The sequence below is a fragment of the Arthrobacter sp. K41 genome (assembly GCF_059089645.1).
On record NZ_JBNHEW010000004.1, the window covers coordinates 203,146 to 219,257 of the forward strand.

Sequence of the window (16,112 nt, forward strand, 5' to 3'; positions counted from 1 at the left end):
GACGCTATGCGCCAGGGCGACGGGTTTATTTGTGGCGCCGCATCAGCAGGTTGGTGATGCGCATGGTGCAGAGCCGCTGGCCGGCCTCGTTGGTAATGACCACCTCGTGCGTGGTCAGGGTGCCGCCCAGATGGATGGGCGTGGCGGTGATGGTCACCTGGCCATCGCGCGCCGAGCGGTGGTGGGTGGCCGAAACGTCCACGCCGACGGCCGTCTTGCCCATGGTGCTCGCGTGGATCACGGCCGCCCATGACCCTACCGCTTCACCCACGGCCAGCGACGCTCCGCCATGCAGAAGCCCGAAGGACTGCCGGTTTCCCTCCACGGGCATGGTGGCTACCACCCGCTCCACCGATTCCTCGAGGATCTTCACGCCCATCTTCTCGTCGAGCTCGCCAAGGGTGATTTTCCACAGCTGGTGCGCGTCGGGATGGTTCTCGACGGGTGCATCCTTCGGTGACGGGGCGCTCATTAGTTCTCCTTTGGGGTGACCATTTCCAGCCCGGCCTTCTAGTCTGCACCAGCGGCCTTCATGTATGGTGACTATATTACCGAACGGACGGTCAGTAATCACTGGCCGCCTTTGTATGTCCCTTGTTGGAAGGACCCGTCACCGATGACCACCACCGCCACAGCTCCCCAGGCCACGGTCGACACCGTGGAGACAGTACCCAGCTTCATCATGGACGCGTGGTGGACCCCTGACGGTTCCACAGGTTCCGCCGTCCCTGTTCGTGATGCGAGCACCGGGGAGATCCTGGCCAAGGTGAGCACCGAGGGGCTGGACCTCGCCGCCGTCGTCAATTACGGCCGCACCACCGGGCAGGCGGAACTTGGCCAGCTGACCTTCCATCAGCGCGCCCTCAAGCTCAAGGAGTTGGCACAGTACCTCCACGCCCGGCGCGAGCACTTCTACTCGTTCTCCGCCCAGACCGGCGCCACCAAGGTGGACTCGACGATCGATATTGACGGCGGCATCGGCGTCCTCTTCACGTTCGGCTCCAAGGGCCGCCGCGAACTGCCCAACTCCCAGGTGGTGGTGGACGGTCCGATGGAGGTGCTGTCCAAGGACGGGTCCTTCGCCGGTGAACACATCTACACCCGCATCCCAGGCGTTGCCGTGCAGATCAATGCCTTCAACTTTCCGGTATGGGGCATGCTGGAAAAGTTGGCCCCGGCATTCATCGCCGGTGTCCCAACCATCGTCAAGCCCGCAACACCCACGGGGTACGTGGCGGCCGCCGTGGTTAAGGCGATTGTCGAATCCAACATCCTGCCCAAGGGTTCGCTGCAGCTGATTTCCGGCTCCGTCCGCGGACTGCTGGATGTGCTCGACTACCGCGACCTGGTGGCGTTTACCGGTTCCGCCTCCACCGCGCTGTCGCTGAAGTCCCACCCCAATGTGGTTCAGGGCGGAATCCGTTTCAGCTCCGAAACCGACTCCCTGAACGCCGCCATCCTCGGACCTGACGCGGTGGAGGGAACGCCGGAATTTGACGCTTTCGTCCGGTCCGTCGTCACTGAGATGACGGCTAAAGCCGGGCAGAAGTGCACCGCCATCCGGCGTGCCATCGTGCCGCAGGAACTGGTGCCCGCCGTGTCGGCGGCCATCGGCAGGCGCATCTCGGAGCGGGTTGTCCTTGGGGACCCCCGGGCGGACGGCGTCACCATGGGTGCGCTCGCCTCCGTGGAGCAGCTTGAGGGCGTCCGCGCGGCCGTGCAGTCCATGCTCGACGCCGGGGGCGAGCTCGCGTACGGAACTCTCGAGGCGCCGTCGGTCACCTCCGCTGACGGATCCACGGGTGTGGCGGACGGCGGGGCTTTTATGGCTCCCCTTTTGCTCAACTGGCAGGACCCGGAGGCCGAGGAGGTCCACTCGCTGGAGGCCTTCGGCCCGGTTTCTTCCGTGATCGGGTACACCGACATTCCCGACGCCGTCCGCCTCGCCGCCCGGGGCAGCGGCTCGCTGGTGGCCTCGGTGTGTACTAATGATCCTGCCATTGCCAGCGAACTTGTCACGGGTATCGCCGCCCACCACGGCCGTGTCCTGATGCTCAACCGCGAGGACGCCCGCAGCTCCACCGGCCACGGCTCGCCCGTGCCGCACCTGGTCCACGGCGGGCCGGGCCGGGCCGGCGGCGGCGAGGAACTGGGCGGCATCCGCTCGGTAATGCACCACATGCAGCGCACGGCCATCCAGGGTTCGCCGAACATGCTGACCGCTGTCACCGGGGTCTGGCATCCGGGCGCCGACCGCAACTTCACAGTGGAAACCGAGGGGACGCATCCGTTCCGGAAACCGCTTGAAACACTGCGTATCGGTGACGCCGTGAGGTCCGACCTCCGCCAAGTGACGCTGGAGGACATTACAGCGTTCGCCAACACCACCGGCGACACCTTTTACGCCCACACCAACCAGGAAGCGGCGGAAGCCAATCCGTTCTTCCCCGGCATCGTGGCGCACGGTTACCTCCTGCTGGCCTGGGGTGCAGGGTTGTTCGTGGAGCCTGCCCCCGGGCCGGTGCTGGCAAATTACGGTCTGGAGAACCTGCGGTTCATCACTCCGGTGGCCGCGGGCGACTCCATCCGGGTGACCCTCACCGCGAAGAAGATCACTCCGCGCGAGACGGACGAGTACGGCGAGGTCGCCTGGGACGCTGTGCTGACCAACCAGAACGACGAGATCGTGGCCACCTACGACGTCCTCACCCTCGTAGCCAAGTAGCGCCTCGAAAACGACAGGGGCGCCCCGGATCAACCGGGGCGCCCCTTCCGCCGCGTTATGCCGGGGTCAGGATTCGGCGCCGCTGTGCAGTCCGTCGTCGCTGCTGTCGTCCGACGGCGCTGCTCCGGTCTGGTCTGAAAGGTCCATGTTTCCCCGGGCCTCGTCCATGGTGGGGCCACCGGAGGGGACGCTGTAGGTGTCGGGACGGATGCCCTTGGCCTGTTCCTCGATCAGCGCCTGCTCCTCGCTGAAGCGGATGGCATTGGCTTCGTCTCCGGCGTCGCCGGGAATGTCCTCGCGGACTTTGGACGGGTCCGGAGTGATGTATCCGGCGTCCGGTTCTTCCCTGTGGTTGCTCATGTGTCTAACCTTTCTCTCGGGTGTACTACTCTGTGGGCCGGTCGATGAGGTCCGCTTTCAGGTCCAGCGTCTGGCTGTCCCGGCGGACTTTGAAGCCGACGGTATCGCCGGGGTTGCGGTTCCGGAGTTCAGCCAGGAGTTTCTCAGGCGCAGTCAACTCCACGCCCTCCATGGACTCCAGGACATCGCCGGGGCGGATTCCGGCACGTCCGGCGGGGCCGTCCTCGTCAACGGACAGAACCACCACGCCGGTGGTGGTGTCGATGCCCAGCTGGTCGGCAATCTGCGGGGTCAGTTGGGACGGGGTGAGGCCCAGGTAGGCGTGCTCGGCGGTGCCGTCTGCGAGCAGTTCCTCGGCCACCTCCACCGCGGTGGCGGCAGGTATGGCGAAGCCCAGTGAGACGGCTCCGGCCGATGGCGGGATATAGGCTTCGCTGATGCCGATGATTTCACCGCGCATGTTGATCACCGCGCCGCCGGAGTTGCCGGGGCTGATGGGCGCGTCGGTCTGGATCAGGTCCACCAGCGAAAGGCTGTTGGAGGCGGACCCGGGGATGGAACGGTGGAGCCCGGAGATGATGCCGGCCGTGGCTGTGTTCTCGAAGCCCAGAGGTGAGCCCAACACCAATGCACCCTCACCCACGCGGGGGAGGTCGTTCTGGTAGACGGGCTTCGGCAGGCCGGTGCGGTCGGCCTGGACCAGGGCCAAATCGGTGACGGGATCAGTGGCCCGCACGGTCCCGGCCACGCGCTGGCCGTCCGCGAATCCGACTTCCACCCTGGTGTTGCCCCGAATAACGTGCTCGTTGGTGAGGATGAGGCCGTCCTCTGAATAGACCACGCCGCTGCCCAGCCCGCCGCCCTCGGTGAAGATGGTCACCACAGACGGGGAAAGGTTGGCTACCAGGTCAGGAATACCGCCGGCTGCGTCAGGTGCCGGCGCGGTGCTGCCGGCAGAACCCGTGGGGCCGGGCTGCGTCGCACCCGGGGACACGGTGCCGCCGGTTGTCGAAGCGGACGTTTCGCTTGGGGCCGGGGGAGTGGGCGAGCCAGTGCACGCCGTAAGGGCCAGGGCGAGCAGCACTCCGCCGGCCGCTGCGCGCGCACGCGCCGGGCGGGATGAACCCTGGCTGGTGGTGGTGCTCATGAACGGCCTCCTGCGGATGCTGACTGGTTCTACCACCGTAGCCGGGGACCAACAAAAATACCAAGCACGCTTAGTATTTGGGATCGGCGCAAGGATCCTACGGTTGGGAGTGGAGCCCGTCGAACGCCATGGTTATGACGTCGTCGGCGAGCCTTTCCGGCGAGAGGGAGCCGCCGGGTTTGTACCATTCCACGATGGAGTTGATCATGCCGAACAGGAGCCGGGTGACGGTGCGGGGATCGATGTCCTGGCGCAGCGAGCCCTCGTCCCGTGCAGCGGAAATCAGCCCGGCCACTTTGTGGTCGAACGTGCGGCGGCGTTCCAGGGCGTCGCGTTCAATCTCGGTGTTGCCGCGAAGGCGCAGGAGCAGCGTGACGAACGGCAGCCGGTCCACCAGCACCGCGACCGTTTGCCGGAGCACGAATTCGAGGCGGGAATCGGCTGCACCGGAGGTAGCTTCGGGTTCTTCCAGGATGGCTTCGAGGCCACCGAGCGCGTGATCCAGGGCAAGCTTGAGGAGGTCGCCTTTGGACGGTACGTGGTGGTAGATGGCGGACTTTGAGATGCCCAGGTTGTCCGCGAGGATGCCCATGGACGTGGCGTCGTAACCATGCCGGTTGAACACGTCCACGGCGATGCGCAGCACCGACTGCTGGTCGTATCCCGGCCGGCCGCGCTTGGCGCCGGCGGCGGAACTGGTGGTGTCAGTGGTGCTGGGCATGGAGCCTAGTTTCTCATGAACGGTCGGTCGGTCGGCGCCGGCTGATGCCCCTAGCCCTTGGGCCGGAGGTCGTAGATGCGCTTCAGCTTGCCGTTGGACCGCTCCAGCGAGCCCGGCTCCACGACGTCCACTGAGCACGAAGAACCCACGTGGATCTTGATCTGCTCCTGCAGGGTTCGCGCCGCCGTCGCGCTCTGCTCGGAGGTCACGGCATCCCGGCGTTCAATCCGGACCGTCAGCTGGTCCATCCGCTGGCCCTCGGGCCGGGCGAGTTCGAGCTGGAAGTGCGGGCTGAGCTCGGGGATGCGGAGGGCGATTTCCTCGATCTGGGACGGGAAGAGGTTCACGCCGCGCAGGATGATCATGTCATCGCTGCGGCCGGTGATGCGTCCCATCCTCCGGTGCGCGGGGCGGGCGGTGCCGGGCAGGAGCCGGGTGAGGTCCTTGGTGCGGTACCGGATGATGGGCAGTGCTTCCTTGGTGAGCGAGGTGAAGACGAGTTCGCCGTGCTCGCCGTCGCGCAGGACGTTCTCCTTGCCCACCACGGGGTTGAAGGCGTCGATGATTTCGGGGCGGAAGTGGTCCTCCCAGATGTGGCTGCCGTCCTGGGTTTCCACCGCCTCGCCGGCGACGCCCGGGCCCATCACTTCGGAAAGGCCGTAGATGTCGCAGGCCTTGATGTTCATGGTGACTTCGAGTTCGTGCCGCATCTCTTGGGTCCAGGGTTCGGCGCCGAGGACGGCGAACTTCAGGGACGTGGAGGCGGGGTCGATGCCCATGTGCGCCATGGCGTCGGCGATGGTCAGGAGGTAGGTGGGGGTGGCCAGGATGGCATCCGGCTGGAAGTCCTGGATGAGCTGGATCTGGCGTTCGGTCTGCCCGCCGGACATCGGGATGACGGTGCAGCCCAAAGCCTCTGCTCCGGCGTGCGCGCCGAGCCCGCCGGTGAACAGCCCGTAGCCGTAGGCGTTGTGGACCTTCATCCCGGGGCGGATGCCGGAGGCGCGGAAGCTGCGGGCCACGAGCTTGGCCCAGTCCGCCAGGTCCTGTTTGGTGTAGCCGACGACGGTGGGCCGGCCCGTGGTGCCCGAGCTGGCGTGGACGCGGGCTACTTCGCTCTGCGGCACGGCGAACATCCCGAACGGGTATTCGGCGCGCAGGTCGTCCTTGGTGGTGAAGGGAAAATTGCCGAGGTCGCTGAGTTCGCGCAGGTCCCCGGGGTGGATGCCGGCGTCGTCGAATTTGCGCTTGTACAGGGGCACGCGCTCGTAGGCGTAGACCACAGTGTGCTGCAGGCGGCTGAGCTGCAGGGCTTCGAGCTCGTCGCGGGAGATCGTTTCTTCGCGGTCAAGTTCCGCGCCGGAGGCAGTGGGCGTGGGTGTTTCGGGGGCGTGGAGGGTCATGGTGTCCTACTTTTTGGGGATGGTCCGGCTGCGTCCGCGGAACTCGGCGATGAGTTCACCCGGAGCCTGGGCGCCCGGGTCGGCGGCAAAAACCTGGATGTCGTACAGGCCGCTGCGGCCGGCGCTGGAACGGCGGTCCGCGACGGCGGTAATAACCTGTCCGCGGTAGGCCGGCTTAAGGAAGTTGATGTCGACGCCGGCGGCTACAGTGATGTTGTTTTCCTCGCCGGGCGCCGGGTGGACCGGGTTGCAGGCCATGGCGAAGGCGGAGTCCGCGAAGGCGAAGATCATTCCGCCGTGCGCCATGCCGAAGCCGTTGAGCATTTCCTGGCGGAGTGTCATCCGGATGGTGGCATGGCCCTCGCTGACGGCAAGGACTTCGATTCCCATCCAGATGGAGGCGTAGTCGTTTTGCAGGATGGGGTGGATGGCCCCGGAAACTGTTGTTTCAGCCATGCGTCATTGCCTCCAGCTTTATTTACCGAATGTTCATTAGGTAATCCCATGAGGCGGTCCGGTGTCAAGGGCGTGCCCGCCGGACCGGGTCAGCGCCGCGTCCCGGTCCGAGTGGTGGAAAAGGCACGGCGGCGCCACTTATGTGGGCCACGAATCCGGACTGCCCGAAGCCATTCCGGCGAGAAGTGCAAGGATGGGAGGACCGGAACCAGCAGAACAGCAAAAGGGCGGACCATGGCCAAAAGCATCTACGTCAGCGCAACCACTCCCGGATCGGGCAAGTCCCTTGTGGCCCTGGGCCTGGCGGACACCCTGCACCGTCATGCGGACAGGATCGGTTTCTTCAAGCCCGTGGTCCACGGCCCGGACGCGGCGGACGATCCCATGGTGGCCCTGATGAAATCGCGGTTCGCCCTGGAAGATGAGCGATGCCGCGGCGGCCTGACCCACGAGGAGGTCAGGTCCCTGCTTGCAGATGGCAGACGCGAGGACATTGATTCCCGCTGCGTGGAGATCTTCGCGGAAATCTCCCGCCACTGCGACGTGGTAATAGTGGAGGGCACCGACCTCACCGGCCAGGACGCCGCCGTTGAGTTCGACCTCAACGCCCGCCTGGCCAACAACCTCGCCGCCCCCGTGGTTGCGGTGGTGGGCGCCAAGGGGCGGACCGTGGCGGAGGCGGCGGCCGCCGTCGAGGTGGCCCGCAAGGAGCTCGCCGCCGAGAAGTGCGCCTTGCTGGCCATTATGGTGAACCGCGCTGATCCGGACGACGTCGAGGCTATCGCCGCCGCCGTGAAGCCCGGCGCCTCCAAACGGCCGGTGTACGTCCTGCCCGAGCTCGAGGAGATCGCGCGTCCCACCACGGGTGAAGTTGCCGCGGCCCTGGGTGTCCGGCAGATCGCCGGCCGTGCGGACATGGAGCGGGACGTGAGGGACATCAAGGTGGCGGCCATGAACGTGGGCAACTTCCTGAACGTCCTTGACGAGGGCGCCCTGGTGATCGTCCCCGGAGACCGCGCGGACGTGATGGTCGCGTGCCTGGCGTCGTCCTTCTCGCCCGAATTCCCGGTGGCCTCGGCGCTGATCCTCACCGGCGGCCTGGCACCGGACGCCAACATCTACCCGCTCCTGGCACAGGCACCATTCCCGGTGTTCGCCGCCGCAGAGGACACCTACACCACCGCGCGCCGCGTCTCTGAGGTCCGCAGCGAGATCTGGTCCGGCCACCGCCGCAAGGTTGCCTCCGCCCTGGGGCTCTGGTCCCGCACAGTGGATGAGGCCGAGCTGATGGAGCGGCTGCACCTGCCGCGGGCCGAACGCATGACCCCGCTTCGCTTCCTCCACGACCTCATCGAGCGGGCCCGCGGCCAGCGACGGCACGTGGTCCTCCCCGAGGGGACGGATGTACGGATTCTGCGAGCTGCGGAGATCCTGCACCGCCGCGACGTCTGTGACCTCACTGTCCTGGGGCCGGAGTCGGATGTCCGCGAGCTGGCCGCCGCCCGCGGCATCGACCTGTCCGGAATCAACATCGTGGACCCTGCCACCTCGGACCTGCGGCAAAAATTCGCCGAGCAGTACGCGGAGCTGCGGGCACACAAGGGCGTTGACCTCCCCAAGGCCCTGGAAATCATGCAGGACGTCAGCTACTTCGGCACCATGATGGTCCAGCTCGGTGTGGTGGACGGAATGGTGTCCGGCGCGGCCCACACCACCGCGCACACCATCCGGCCGGCGCTGGAGTTTGTGAAGACCCGCGAGGGCGTGAAGATCGTCTCCTCGGTGTTCCTGATGCTGATGCCGGACCGGGTGCTGGTCTACGGCGACTGCGCAGTGAACCCGGACCCTAACGTTGAGCAGCTGGCGGACATCGCGCTCGCCTCAGCTGAAACGGCTGCGCAGTTCGGCGTGGAGCCGCGGGTGGCCATGCTGTCCTACTCCACCGGCGGCTCCGGCTCAGGTGAGGCGGTGGACGAGGTGCGGCAGGCCACCGAACTGGTGCGCCGGCGCCGCCCGGATCTCGCCGTCGAAGGCCCCATCCAGTACGACGCCGCAGTGGATGCCTCGATCGCGGAGTCCAAAATGCCGGGGTCCTCGGTGGCCGGCCAGGCCACCGTGTTTATCTTCCCGGACCTTAACACCGGCAACAACACCTACAAGGCGGTGCAGCAGAGCTCCGGTGCCGTCGCCGTCGGGCCAGTCCTGCAGGGCCTGCGGAAGCCGGTCAACGATCTCTCCCGCGGCTGCACGGTGGAGGACATCGTGAACACGGTGGCCATCACAGCCATCCAGGCGCAGGCGCCGGCTTCGTAAGCACGGCAAAGGACGACGCCGGCACCCGGGTGGGGCCGGCGTCGTCCTTTCGCGTGGGTCAGCTGTTGTCCGGCTTCGCCAGGCTCTCGGAGTCCTCCTGCTTGGCCGGCTCATCGGACAGGCCCTGCGGGGTGAGGTCGAGGTCCTCAAGGTTCTCCGGCACCTGCGGGGACTCGCCCGTTTCACCGGCCTTGCTGGCGCCGGTGTCATCCAGGGCGGGGTTGGCGCCCTCGACGCCGGCAGGGTCCTTGGTGCCGGCGCCCCCAGCGTTCAGCGGCGCGGTGCTGCTGGATCCGGTGTTGGTGGGGTCGTTCTCGTCGATCGAAGTGGGCTCGTTCGTCATGGAAGTGTCCTCTCGGGCGTGGTCCAGCCTGTCCGCCGACTCTAGGCACAGCCGGCTTCCATCCGCAAGGAAACAGCGCCGCTGCCGGGGCAACCTATAGTGTGGTTTGAACCGCAGACGCCAGGCTCAGGAGGCCCGCATGCTCGTCCTCGTCATCAATTCCGGCTCGTCCTCGCTCAAGTACCAGGTGCGTGATGTCGCCGCCGGGAGCGTACTCACGGAGGGGCTGATCGAAAAGATCGGGATGGGCAACGGCGGTGACGGGGACGGTGAGATCGTGGGCCCCCGGGACCATGCCGAGGCGCTGGAACAGGTGGACGCCGCCATCCACCAGGAGCTCGGCGACCTGGAGCTGGCCGCGGTGGGGCACCGGGTGGTGCACGGCGGCGAGCGGTTCGCCGAACCCGTGCTGGTAGACAATGAAATCACCCGCGCCATTGAACGGCTCAACCCGCTGGCTCCCCTGCACAACCCCGCCAACGTGCTGGGTATCCGCGCCATCACCAAAAAGTGGCCGGACATGCCCCAGGTGGCCGTCTTTGACACCGCGTTCCACCGGACCCTTCCGGAGCAGGCGTGGCGCTACGCCGTCCCGGATGAGCTTTACACAAACCACGGCATCCGCCGCTACGGCTTCCACGGCACGTCCCACGAGTACGTGACGCGCCAGGCCGCGGCACTGCTGGACCTTCCGGTTGAAGAGTTCGACGGCGTCATTGCCCATCTGGGCAACGGCGCCTCCGCCACCGCGATCCGGGGTGGCCGCTCGGTGGATACGTCCATGGGCTTTACCCCGCTGGAGGGCCTGGTGATGGGAACCCGCTCTGGCGATCTCGACCCCTCCATCCTGGTCTTCCTCGGCAGGGCGGGCTGGACCCCGGAAGACCTCGACACCATGCTGAACCGGGAATCCGGACTGAAGGGCCTGGCCGGCAACAACGACATGCGCTCGGTGGTGGAGGCCGCCGAATCCGGCGACGCCAGGGCGGACACAGCGCTCGCGGTCACCTCGTACCGGCTGGCCAAGTACATCGGCGGGTACCACGTGGCCGTGGGCGGAGCCAAGGCACTCGTGTTCACCGCCGGAATCGGCGAGAACTCCCACCAGTTCCGGGCGCTCGTGGCGGAGAAGCTGGGCGCCCTGGGCATACAGCTCGACGCCGGCCCGAACGCAGAGCGGTCCAAGGAGCCGCGCGTTATTTCCACGCCGCAGTCCGCCATCCCTGTCCTGGTGGTTCCCACCGATGAGGAGCGGGCCATCGCGGAGGCGACAGCCGCCGTCGTTTCCGCCTCAGTGGCGCGGTAACCGCCCTCCTGAACCAAGGAGCATCCTCTCCCCATGCCTGACATCACCCTGCCCATCCGCACTGAACGGCTCATCCTGCGCCGCTTCGAAGGCGGCGATCTTGATGCGTTCCACGCCTACCATTCACTGGCTGAGACCGCCAGGTTCCTGCCTGGGCCGGCCAAAACCTACACGCAGTCAATGGAGCGGGTGGGCCGGTACGCGAACTTTGTTTTCGCAAAGGAGGGTGACTGGGTGGCGCTCGCCGTCGAGGCAGCGGACGACGGCGGGCTGCAGGGTGAGGTGGTCCTCAAATGGCTGCCGGGATACGGCCAGGGCGAAGTGGGCTGGAGCCTGGCGCCCGGGGCCAGGGGCAAGGGCTACGCCACGGAAGCGGCGGCGGCCATGCTCCGCCTCGGCTTCGAGGAGCTGGGCATGCACCGGATCGAGGCGCGCCTTGACGAACTGAACACAGCATCTGCTGCGCTTTGCTGCCGCCTGGGCATGCGGCATGAAGCGCGGCACGTGGACAAATGGCACTACAAAGGCCAGTGGGCCACCGAGCTGATCTATGCAGTCCTGGCTGACGAGTGGCGCGTGGACCAGGCGCTTAGGCGGCAGGCCCGGCAGGGCGGCTGACTGCGGCTACGCACGCCCCTTGAGGATCAGGTTCCAGTACACCTGCGGGAAGATGTCCCGGTCCACCACCCAGGACAGCTTGCTCTCGTTCCATGTGGGGATGCGCGGAATGGTGGGCATGGGACGGTACCGGTCATCAAACTCGGCAAACACCACCGTATTGCGGGACACCGTGAACGGGCAGACGGAGTAGCCGTTGTACTTGGCCGGCAGCGGTTTCCCCTTCCGGGCGGCCACCAGGTTCTTGGCCAGGACCATCGTCTGTTTACGGAGGGCTCCGCCGGCTTTCGAGTTGGTGGTAGCCGCGGCGTCGCCCAGGGACCAGACATTGGGGATCCGGATGTGCCGAAGCGTCTGCCGGTCCACCTCAACAAAGCCGCCGTCGTCCCCGGCTGCCGGCAGGTTTGACGCTTTGAGCCAGTCAGGCGCGGACTGGGGCGGGACGGCGTTGAGGACGTCGTAGTGCAGGTTCTCCTCAGCGCCGGACTCGGTGTTCCGGATGGTGGCCTTCTGACTGGCGGCATCCACGGCTACGAGTTCGCTGTTGGTCCACAACTCGATGCCGTACTCCGCAATCTTGCGGTCAAGCTCCCGGTCAACCTCCGGCACCCCGAAAACAGTGGGATAGGGCTGGACCATCACAACCCGTATCTTGTCCAGGACGCCCTGTTCCTTCCAGTAGTCGCAGGCAAGGTACATGGGTTTCTGGCTCGCGCCGGCGCACGTGGCCGGACCTGCCGGCATGGTGAACACTGCCGTGCCCGATGTCAGTCCGCTGAGGAGAGTCCAGGTCTTGGGTGCCAGCTCAAACTCGTAGTGCGAAGTGCCGTGCGGTGAGTGCACTGCCTCGGCCAGGCCGGGCACCGCGGCCCAGTCGAACTGGATTCCCGGGCAGACCACCAGCTGGCCGTAGGAAACAGCTGATCCTGACGCCAGGCTTACGGTGTTGGCGTCGGTGTCCACGGCAACTGCGCTGTCCCGGATCCACCTGACGCCTTTGGGGATCACTGACTCCTGGGTCCGGACCGCTTCTTTGGCCGATGCCCTGCCCCCGGCGATGTGGGAGAACAGCGGCTGGTAGAGGTGGTGGTCCTTCGGCTCAACCACCGCCACGTCCTTCACGCCGTAGCGCTCCAGCCGGGCCGCCAGCGCGATTCCGGCGTTCCCACCACCGATGATGACCACTTCGTGCTGTGCTGCCACCGGGTTACTTCTTTTCCGTCAGGGCGGAGGCTTTATGTGCTGCCCGTGCGCCGGTCTTCGCGGATTCCACGATGTACTGCGGTTCGTCCTCGCTGGCCCGGTGCGTGTGTCCGTCCAGCTCGAAGTCGCTGGTTTTCTTCTCCACAATCTTGCCGTGCGTCTTGCCCTGCGAGGTGTTCCACTCCACGGACGTTCCCTTGCTTAACGACATTCTGTTCTCCTAGCTGGGGTTTGCGGTGGGTAGGGGCTCAGCGGCGGGCGCCGTGCCCCCAGTATCCGCCGTTGGCACCGGCGGCTCAATGGGCGCGTACGACGCCGGCGGGTCAACGGGGGCGGGCTGCGTCGCTGGGGCGGTGGCGGCCCCGGTTCCTGCCGGAGCAGGTGCCGGCGCGGTTGCGGGTGTTTCGCCAGTAGCAGGGGTTTCGGTGGGCGCGGTGCCCGCTGCCGGCGCAGTTGGGGGCGCGGCGGTGTCCGTAGCAACCGGCGCCAGCGTCTCGTTAGACTGGGCGGCGCTTGGATCAGCCTTGATGATGGCCCGGATCTGCTCCTTGTAGGCGGCAAGCCGGGCTTGGATTTCCGAGAGCGGAACGTTGTGGATGTTCCGGCCGTACTCGGCGATTTCGGCCCACAGCGCCATGAGCTGCTCCATGCCGGCATCGCTTAGTGGACCGTCCAAAGTGAGGACGAGCTGGCTGGCGAGGGCGTAGGTGAGGCATTCGACGCAGTTGTAGTTGGCGGCCGCGGACAGGTTTTCCGGTACCACCACGTCCGCCTGGCCTACGATAAGGACCACCTGGAAGCCCACCGCAACGGCGGCGCAGCCGGTGCAGCTGGCAAAGGCATAGGCCTCGTTCCGGGTATCGACGGGTCCGCCGTCCTCGGCCCACACCAGCGCGAAAGCCACGCCGTAGGTGACTGATCCGTCGGTGGTGTTCACGGCAAGCGCCTGGTTGCCGTCCTCCTTCGAGGCGGCCGGCCGGTCAAACGGGAACACCCAGGACGGGGCGGCGGAGCCGGGAGAAGAAGACGGGGTCCTGGTAGGGCCGGACCCCGGCGAAGCCTCTACCGGAACCAGCACCATGCTCAGCTGCGGGTTCTCCCGGGTGGGCAGGGGCGCAGCATCAGGCCACAGCGCCAGTGTCATTCCGCTGCCGCCCTCCCGCAGGACGGTGCTTGCTGCCGGGAGGACGGACGCTGTTGCGTCAGCCAGCGTGCCGCGTTCGTATGGCTGCACCGGACGGTACGTCCCGCCGTCGGGCAACCAGGCCCAGGCCAGCCCGGCCAGCAGTACCGTCACCGCGCCCATGGCGGCGGTGCGCTGCAGGACCTTGCCGCGGGTTTTCTGCCAGAGCCCGGTGACCAGCTGCCTCAGCAGCCGCAGCAGGATGTAGAGCATGCCCAGCATGGGAAGGGCGACGGCCACGATAGCCAGGACGCGTACTGCGGCGCCGGCGGGATCCCCGGCGGAGAGGCTTTCGGCCAGCAGTTCCTGCTGCCTGGCGGCGCTGCTCCATGCCGTGGCCAACAGCCGCGGCAGGGCGAGCACCATCATGGCCAGGCTGAACAGCAGCAGCGGCACGGTGACCAGCACCCACGCCGTGACCACTGCCCGGGCCCATGGCTTGAGGACTTTGTTCTCCGGCCTTCCCCAGCGCCAGGGGAGCAGGCCCAGCAGTACGGGTTTGATGCGTTGGAAGAGGTCGGGCACCCCGGTGGCGTCGGCCAGGATGTGGTAACCGTCGAACCGGACCAGGGGGAGCAGTTGCCGGACCATCTGCAGGATCTGGGTTACCACCACCAGCAGCAGCGCATCAAAGCCGGTGGCCCACCACAGGCCCATGATGGCCACCGCAATTATCGCGTTGAAGTACAGGCCACCGAGGTCTGTCCGCAGCCTGCCGCTGCGGCCCAGCCGGTACGAGTCGGTGACATCCGTGAAAAAGGCCGGCCAGACCAGGTACAGCCCGGCGCCCATGGCCCCTGGCGTGGCTCCGCCCCTGCGCGCGGCGGCGGCGTGCCCGAACTCGTGGAAGCCCGCGGAGACGATGGTGATGGCAAAGATCAGCAGAAGCAGAACAGGGTTTTCGAACGCTTCATGGGTGGCCGATCCGAGCCCCTTCACCATGAGCACCCACCAGCACGCTGCCAGGAATGCCGCGGTCACCGCTGCCACGATCAACGGATTGAACAGGGTTGCGAAGGGCGCGGTGATCCTGCGGGTGCGCTCCGGATCCGTCACCGTGTAGCGGAAGCGCATCCCCAGCAGCGGGTCAGCTTTCCGGACCTCCGGCTGGGACCCGTCCGCGAGGCGGAGCAGGCCCAACGGCAGGAGCTGGGAGTCCATCAGCGTGCGGACGTTGTCCGCGCTGACCAGCCTTCCGGAAGCGGCGCTGGCGTGCTGGGCGATTTCCTCGAGGCCGCGCTGGCCGTCCACCGCCTCGAGCACCAGAAACAGCAGTGGTGTGAGCTGGAGGGTCTGGCCGTCCGCGCGGCGGACCAGCGAGGGCGCCTCCCGGTAGCCCGATCCCTCGGTCCTGCCGATCAGCTGGACGCCGTCGGCCAGGGCGGGAACCAGCAGCGGGTGCCCGGCAACGGGGGCAGCGGACGGTGGCGGGCTGCCCTGGGAGCGCGGCCCGCCGGTAGTGCGGCTCATCTGTGCTTACTGCTCGAGGTCGGACTGCTGGTCAGCAGAGGCGTTGGCCTCGCCCTCGATGTGCTGGGAGATGATGGCGTCCTGTTCGGCCACGGCATAGGCCTGGCTGTCGATGGAACCGATGTTCGCGGCGACGGCCGCGTCGATCGGAGCGGCGACGTTCGCGTTGGCGGCTACTGCGCCGTTGATCGGCGCGGCGATGTCCGCATCGGCGGCGAGGTCCACGTTGACGTTGAGCAGGTCACCGTCCAGCGCGGCTGCTGGATCCACCGGCAGGGCGCCGACGTCGGGCAGTTCTCCGCCCAGGCCGTCTTCGGGCACGATGCCATCGGTGGACGTACCGTCGGGAAGGGGGCTGCCGGCGTCGGGAGTGGTGCCGGTGCCAGCAGCGTCGGTGCCGCCCGCCTCGGTGGTGGCACCGCCGTCCTCTACGGTGTCGTTGCCCTGGTCGATGATGCTGTCCTGGGTGGATTGGGCGTTCGCATCCGCCACAATGCCCTGTTCGATCATGACCCCCTGATCGGCGAGTGCCTGTGCGTCCGATCCGTAGGAAAGGATGTTTGCAGAGGCCGCGGCGTCAATCGGCGCAGCCACGTTGGCGTTCGCCGCCACAGCAAGGTCGATCGGTGCGGCGGCGTCGATGCCAAGGTCCAGATCCGCATTCAGGTCAAGGACAGAAGCAACTTCCTTGTCCGGCAGCGCTGTTGCCTGCTCCGACAGCAGTTCGTCGTCGGTCAGGGGACGCATTTCCTTTTCCATGCTCACGCAAACCTCCACATCCGGCACCGGTTGGCCTGCCCCCAGCGGGCAGCCAGTGCCAGACAATAGTAAGCATGGTTAGCTTTTTTGGATACTGGGAGCAGG

The 16,112-nt window shown here is 66.8% G+C and carries 15 protein-coding genes; 4 read left to right on the plus strand and 11 right to left on the minus strand.

Annotation, left to right across the window (positions count from 1 at the left end; all coding sequences use genetic code 11):
- Positions 1–25 precede the first annotated feature (25 nt).
- Complete coding sequence (locus AC5RTE_RS11570; protein WP_494041537.1) at positions 26–472, minus strand: PaaI family thioesterase; 447 nt, start codon at positions 470–472, stop codon at positions 26–28.
- 144 nt (positions 473–616) lie between these two features.
- Between AC5RTE_RS11570 and paaZ the strand changes: the two genes are divergently transcribed.
- The gene (gene paaZ / locus AC5RTE_RS11575; RefSeq protein ID WP_494041538.1) at positions 617–2,725 is read left to right on the plus strand and encodes a phenylacetic acid degradation bifunctional protein PaaZ; all 2,109 of its coding nucleotides are present in this window, start codon (positions 617–619) and stop codon (positions 2,723–2,725) included.
- 66 nt (positions 2,726–2,791) lie between these two features.
- Here paaZ and AC5RTE_RS11580 read toward each other — a convergent pair whose 3' ends face one another.
- The 5 genes from AC5RTE_RS11580 to AC5RTE_RS11600 all read right to left on the minus strand — a co-directional run bounded on the left by AC5RTE_RS11580 (position 2,792) and on the right by AC5RTE_RS11600 (position 6,812).
- Complete coding sequence (locus AC5RTE_RS11580) at positions 2,792–3,085, minus strand: hypothetical protein (protein WP_494041539.1); 294 nt, start codon at positions 3,083–3,085, stop codon at positions 2,792–2,794.
- A gap of 25 nt (positions 3,086–3,110) precedes the next feature.
- The gene (locus AC5RTE_RS11585; protein WP_494041540.1) at positions 3,111–4,232 is read right to left on the minus strand and encodes a S1C family serine protease; all 1,122 of its coding nucleotides are present in this window, start codon (positions 4,230–4,232) and stop codon (positions 3,111–3,113) included.
- Between the two features lie 97 nt (positions 4,233–4,329).
- Positions 4,330–4,953, minus strand: a complete 624-nt coding sequence (locus AC5RTE_RS11590) for a TetR/AcrR family transcriptional regulator (protein WP_494041541.1) — start codon at positions 4,951–4,953, stop codon at positions 4,330–4,332.
- 50 nt (positions 4,954–5,003) lie between these two features.
- Positions 5,004–6,356 carry a phenylacetate--CoA ligase PaaK gene (paaK, locus tag AC5RTE_RS11595; protein ID WP_494041542.1) on the minus strand — a complete coding sequence of 451 codons (1,353 nt, stop codon included), beginning with the start codon at positions 6,354–6,356 and terminating at the stop codon, positions 5,004–5,006.
- Between the two features lie 6 nt (positions 6,357–6,362).
- The gene (locus AC5RTE_RS11600; protein ID WP_494041543.1) at positions 6,363–6,812 is read right to left on the minus strand and encodes a hotdog fold thioesterase; all 450 of its coding nucleotides are present in this window, start codon (positions 6,810–6,812) and stop codon (positions 6,363–6,365) included.
- A 234-nt stretch (positions 6,813–7,046) separates the two neighbouring features.
- Between AC5RTE_RS11600 and pta the strand changes: the two genes are divergently transcribed.
- Positions 7,047–9,125 (plus strand): phosphate acetyltransferase, encoded by a 2,079-nt coding sequence (pta, locus tag AC5RTE_RS11605; RefSeq protein WP_494041544.1) that lies wholly within the window; start codon positions 7,047–7,049, stop codon positions 9,123–9,125.
- A 58-nt stretch (positions 9,126–9,183) separates the two neighbouring features.
- On the opposite strand, the gene AC5RTE_RS11610 is transcribed toward pta, so the two are convergent.
- Positions 9,184–9,468 carry a hypothetical protein gene (locus AC5RTE_RS11610; RefSeq protein ID WP_494041545.1) on the minus strand — a complete coding sequence of 95 codons (285 nt, stop codon included), beginning with the start codon at positions 9,466–9,468 and terminating at the stop codon, positions 9,184–9,186.
- Between the two features lie 139 nt (positions 9,469–9,607).
- Here AC5RTE_RS11610 and AC5RTE_RS11615 point away from each other — a divergent pair, with 139 nt between their 5' ends.
- Both AC5RTE_RS11615 and AC5RTE_RS11620 read left to right on the plus strand, forming a co-directional pair.
- Complete coding sequence (locus AC5RTE_RS11615; protein ID WP_494041546.1) at positions 9,608–10,774, plus strand: acetate kinase; 1,167 nt, start codon at positions 9,608–9,610, stop codon at positions 10,772–10,774.
- Between the two features lie 33 nt (positions 10,775–10,807).
- The gene (locus AC5RTE_RS11620) at positions 10,808–11,392 is read left to right on the plus strand and encodes a GNAT family N-acetyltransferase (protein ID WP_494041547.1); all 585 of its coding nucleotides are present in this window, start codon (positions 10,808–10,810) and stop codon (positions 11,390–11,392) included.
- A gap of 6 nt (positions 11,393–11,398) precedes the next feature.
- Here AC5RTE_RS11620 and AC5RTE_RS11625 read toward each other — a convergent pair whose 3' ends face one another.
- From AC5RTE_RS11625 to AC5RTE_RS11640, 4 genes are read right to left on the minus strand one after another with little or no spacing between them, the layout of a single operon-like run.
- Positions 11,399–12,595 carry an NAD(P)/FAD-dependent oxidoreductase gene (locus tag AC5RTE_RS11625; RefSeq protein WP_494041548.1) on the minus strand — a complete coding sequence of 399 codons (1,197 nt, stop codon included), beginning with the start codon at positions 12,593–12,595 and terminating at the stop codon, positions 11,399–11,401.
- Between the two features lie 4 nt (positions 12,596–12,599).
- On the minus strand, positions 12,600–12,806 hold the full coding sequence (locus AC5RTE_RS11630; RefSeq protein WP_494041549.1) for a hypervirulence associated TUDOR domain-containing protein: 207 nt from the start codon (positions 12,804–12,806) through the stop codon (positions 12,600–12,602).
- A 9-nt stretch (positions 12,807–12,815) separates the two neighbouring features.
- Entirely contained in the window at positions 12,816–15,248 is a 2,433-nt protein-coding gene (locus AC5RTE_RS11635; RefSeq protein WP_494041550.1) for a hypothetical protein, read from the minus strand.
- Positions 15,249–15,254: 6 nt separating this feature from the next.
- Complete coding sequence (locus AC5RTE_RS11640; RefSeq protein WP_494041745.1) at positions 15,255–16,007, minus strand: peptidoglycan-binding protein; 753 nt, start codon at positions 16,005–16,007, stop codon at positions 15,255–15,257.
- Positions 16,008–16,112: the final 105 nt, after the last annotated feature.

What these genes read in the sequence shown, in the direction of transcription:
- AC5RTE_RS11630 (WP_494041549.1), bottom strand. Translation starts at nt 12,806, where the DNA reads ATGTCGTTAAGCAAGGGAACGTCCGTGGAGTGGAACACCTCGCAGGGC.
- paaZ (WP_494041538.1), top strand. Translation starts at nt 617, where the DNA reads ATGACCACCACCGCCACAGCTCCCCAGGCCACGGTCGACACCGTGGAG.
- AC5RTE_RS11600 (WP_494041543.1), bottom strand. Translation starts at nt 6,812, where the DNA reads ATGGCTGAAACAACAGTTTCCGGGGCCATCCACCCCATCCTGCAAAAC.
- AC5RTE_RS11615 (WP_494041546.1), top strand. Translation starts at nt 9,608, where the DNA reads ATGCTCGTCCTCGTCATCAATTCCGGCTCGTCCTCGCTCAAGTACCAG.
- AC5RTE_RS11590 (WP_494041541.1), bottom strand. Translation starts at nt 4,953, where the DNA reads ATGCCCAGCACCACTGACACCACCAGTTCCGCCGCCGGCGCCAAGCGC.
- AC5RTE_RS11635 (WP_494041550.1), bottom strand. Translation starts at nt 15,248, where the DNA reads ATGAGCCGCACTACCGGCGGGCCGCGCTCCCAGGGCAGCCCGCCACCG.
- AC5RTE_RS11580 (WP_494041539.1), bottom strand. Translation starts at nt 3,085, where the DNA reads ATGAGCAACCACAGGGAAGAACCGGACGCCGGATACATCACTCCGGAC.
- AC5RTE_RS11585 (WP_494041540.1), bottom strand. Translation starts at nt 4,232, where the DNA reads ATGAGCACCACCACCAGCCAGGGTTCATCCCGCCCGGCGCGTGCGCGC.
- AC5RTE_RS11640 (WP_494041745.1), bottom strand. Translation starts at nt 16,007, where the DNA reads ATGGAAAAGGAAATGCGTCCCCTGACCGACGACGAACTGCTGTCGGAG.
- AC5RTE_RS11620 (WP_494041547.1), top strand. Translation starts at nt 10,808, where the DNA reads ATGCCTGACATCACCCTGCCCATCCGCACTGAACGGCTCATCCTGCGC.
- paaK (WP_494041542.1), bottom strand. Translation starts at nt 6,356, where the DNA reads ATGACCCTCCACGCCCCCGAAACACCCACGCCCACTGCCTCCGGCGCG.
- pta (WP_494041544.1), top strand. Translation starts at nt 7,047, where the DNA reads ATGGCCAAAAGCATCTACGTCAGCGCAACCACTCCCGGATCGGGCAAG.
- AC5RTE_RS11570 (WP_494041537.1), bottom strand. Translation starts at nt 472, where the DNA reads ATGAGCGCCCCGTCACCGAAGGATGCACCCGTCGAGAACCATCCCGAC.
- AC5RTE_RS11610 (WP_494041545.1), bottom strand. Translation starts at nt 9,468, where the DNA reads ATGACGAACGAGCCCACTTCGATCGACGAGAACGACCCCACCAACACC.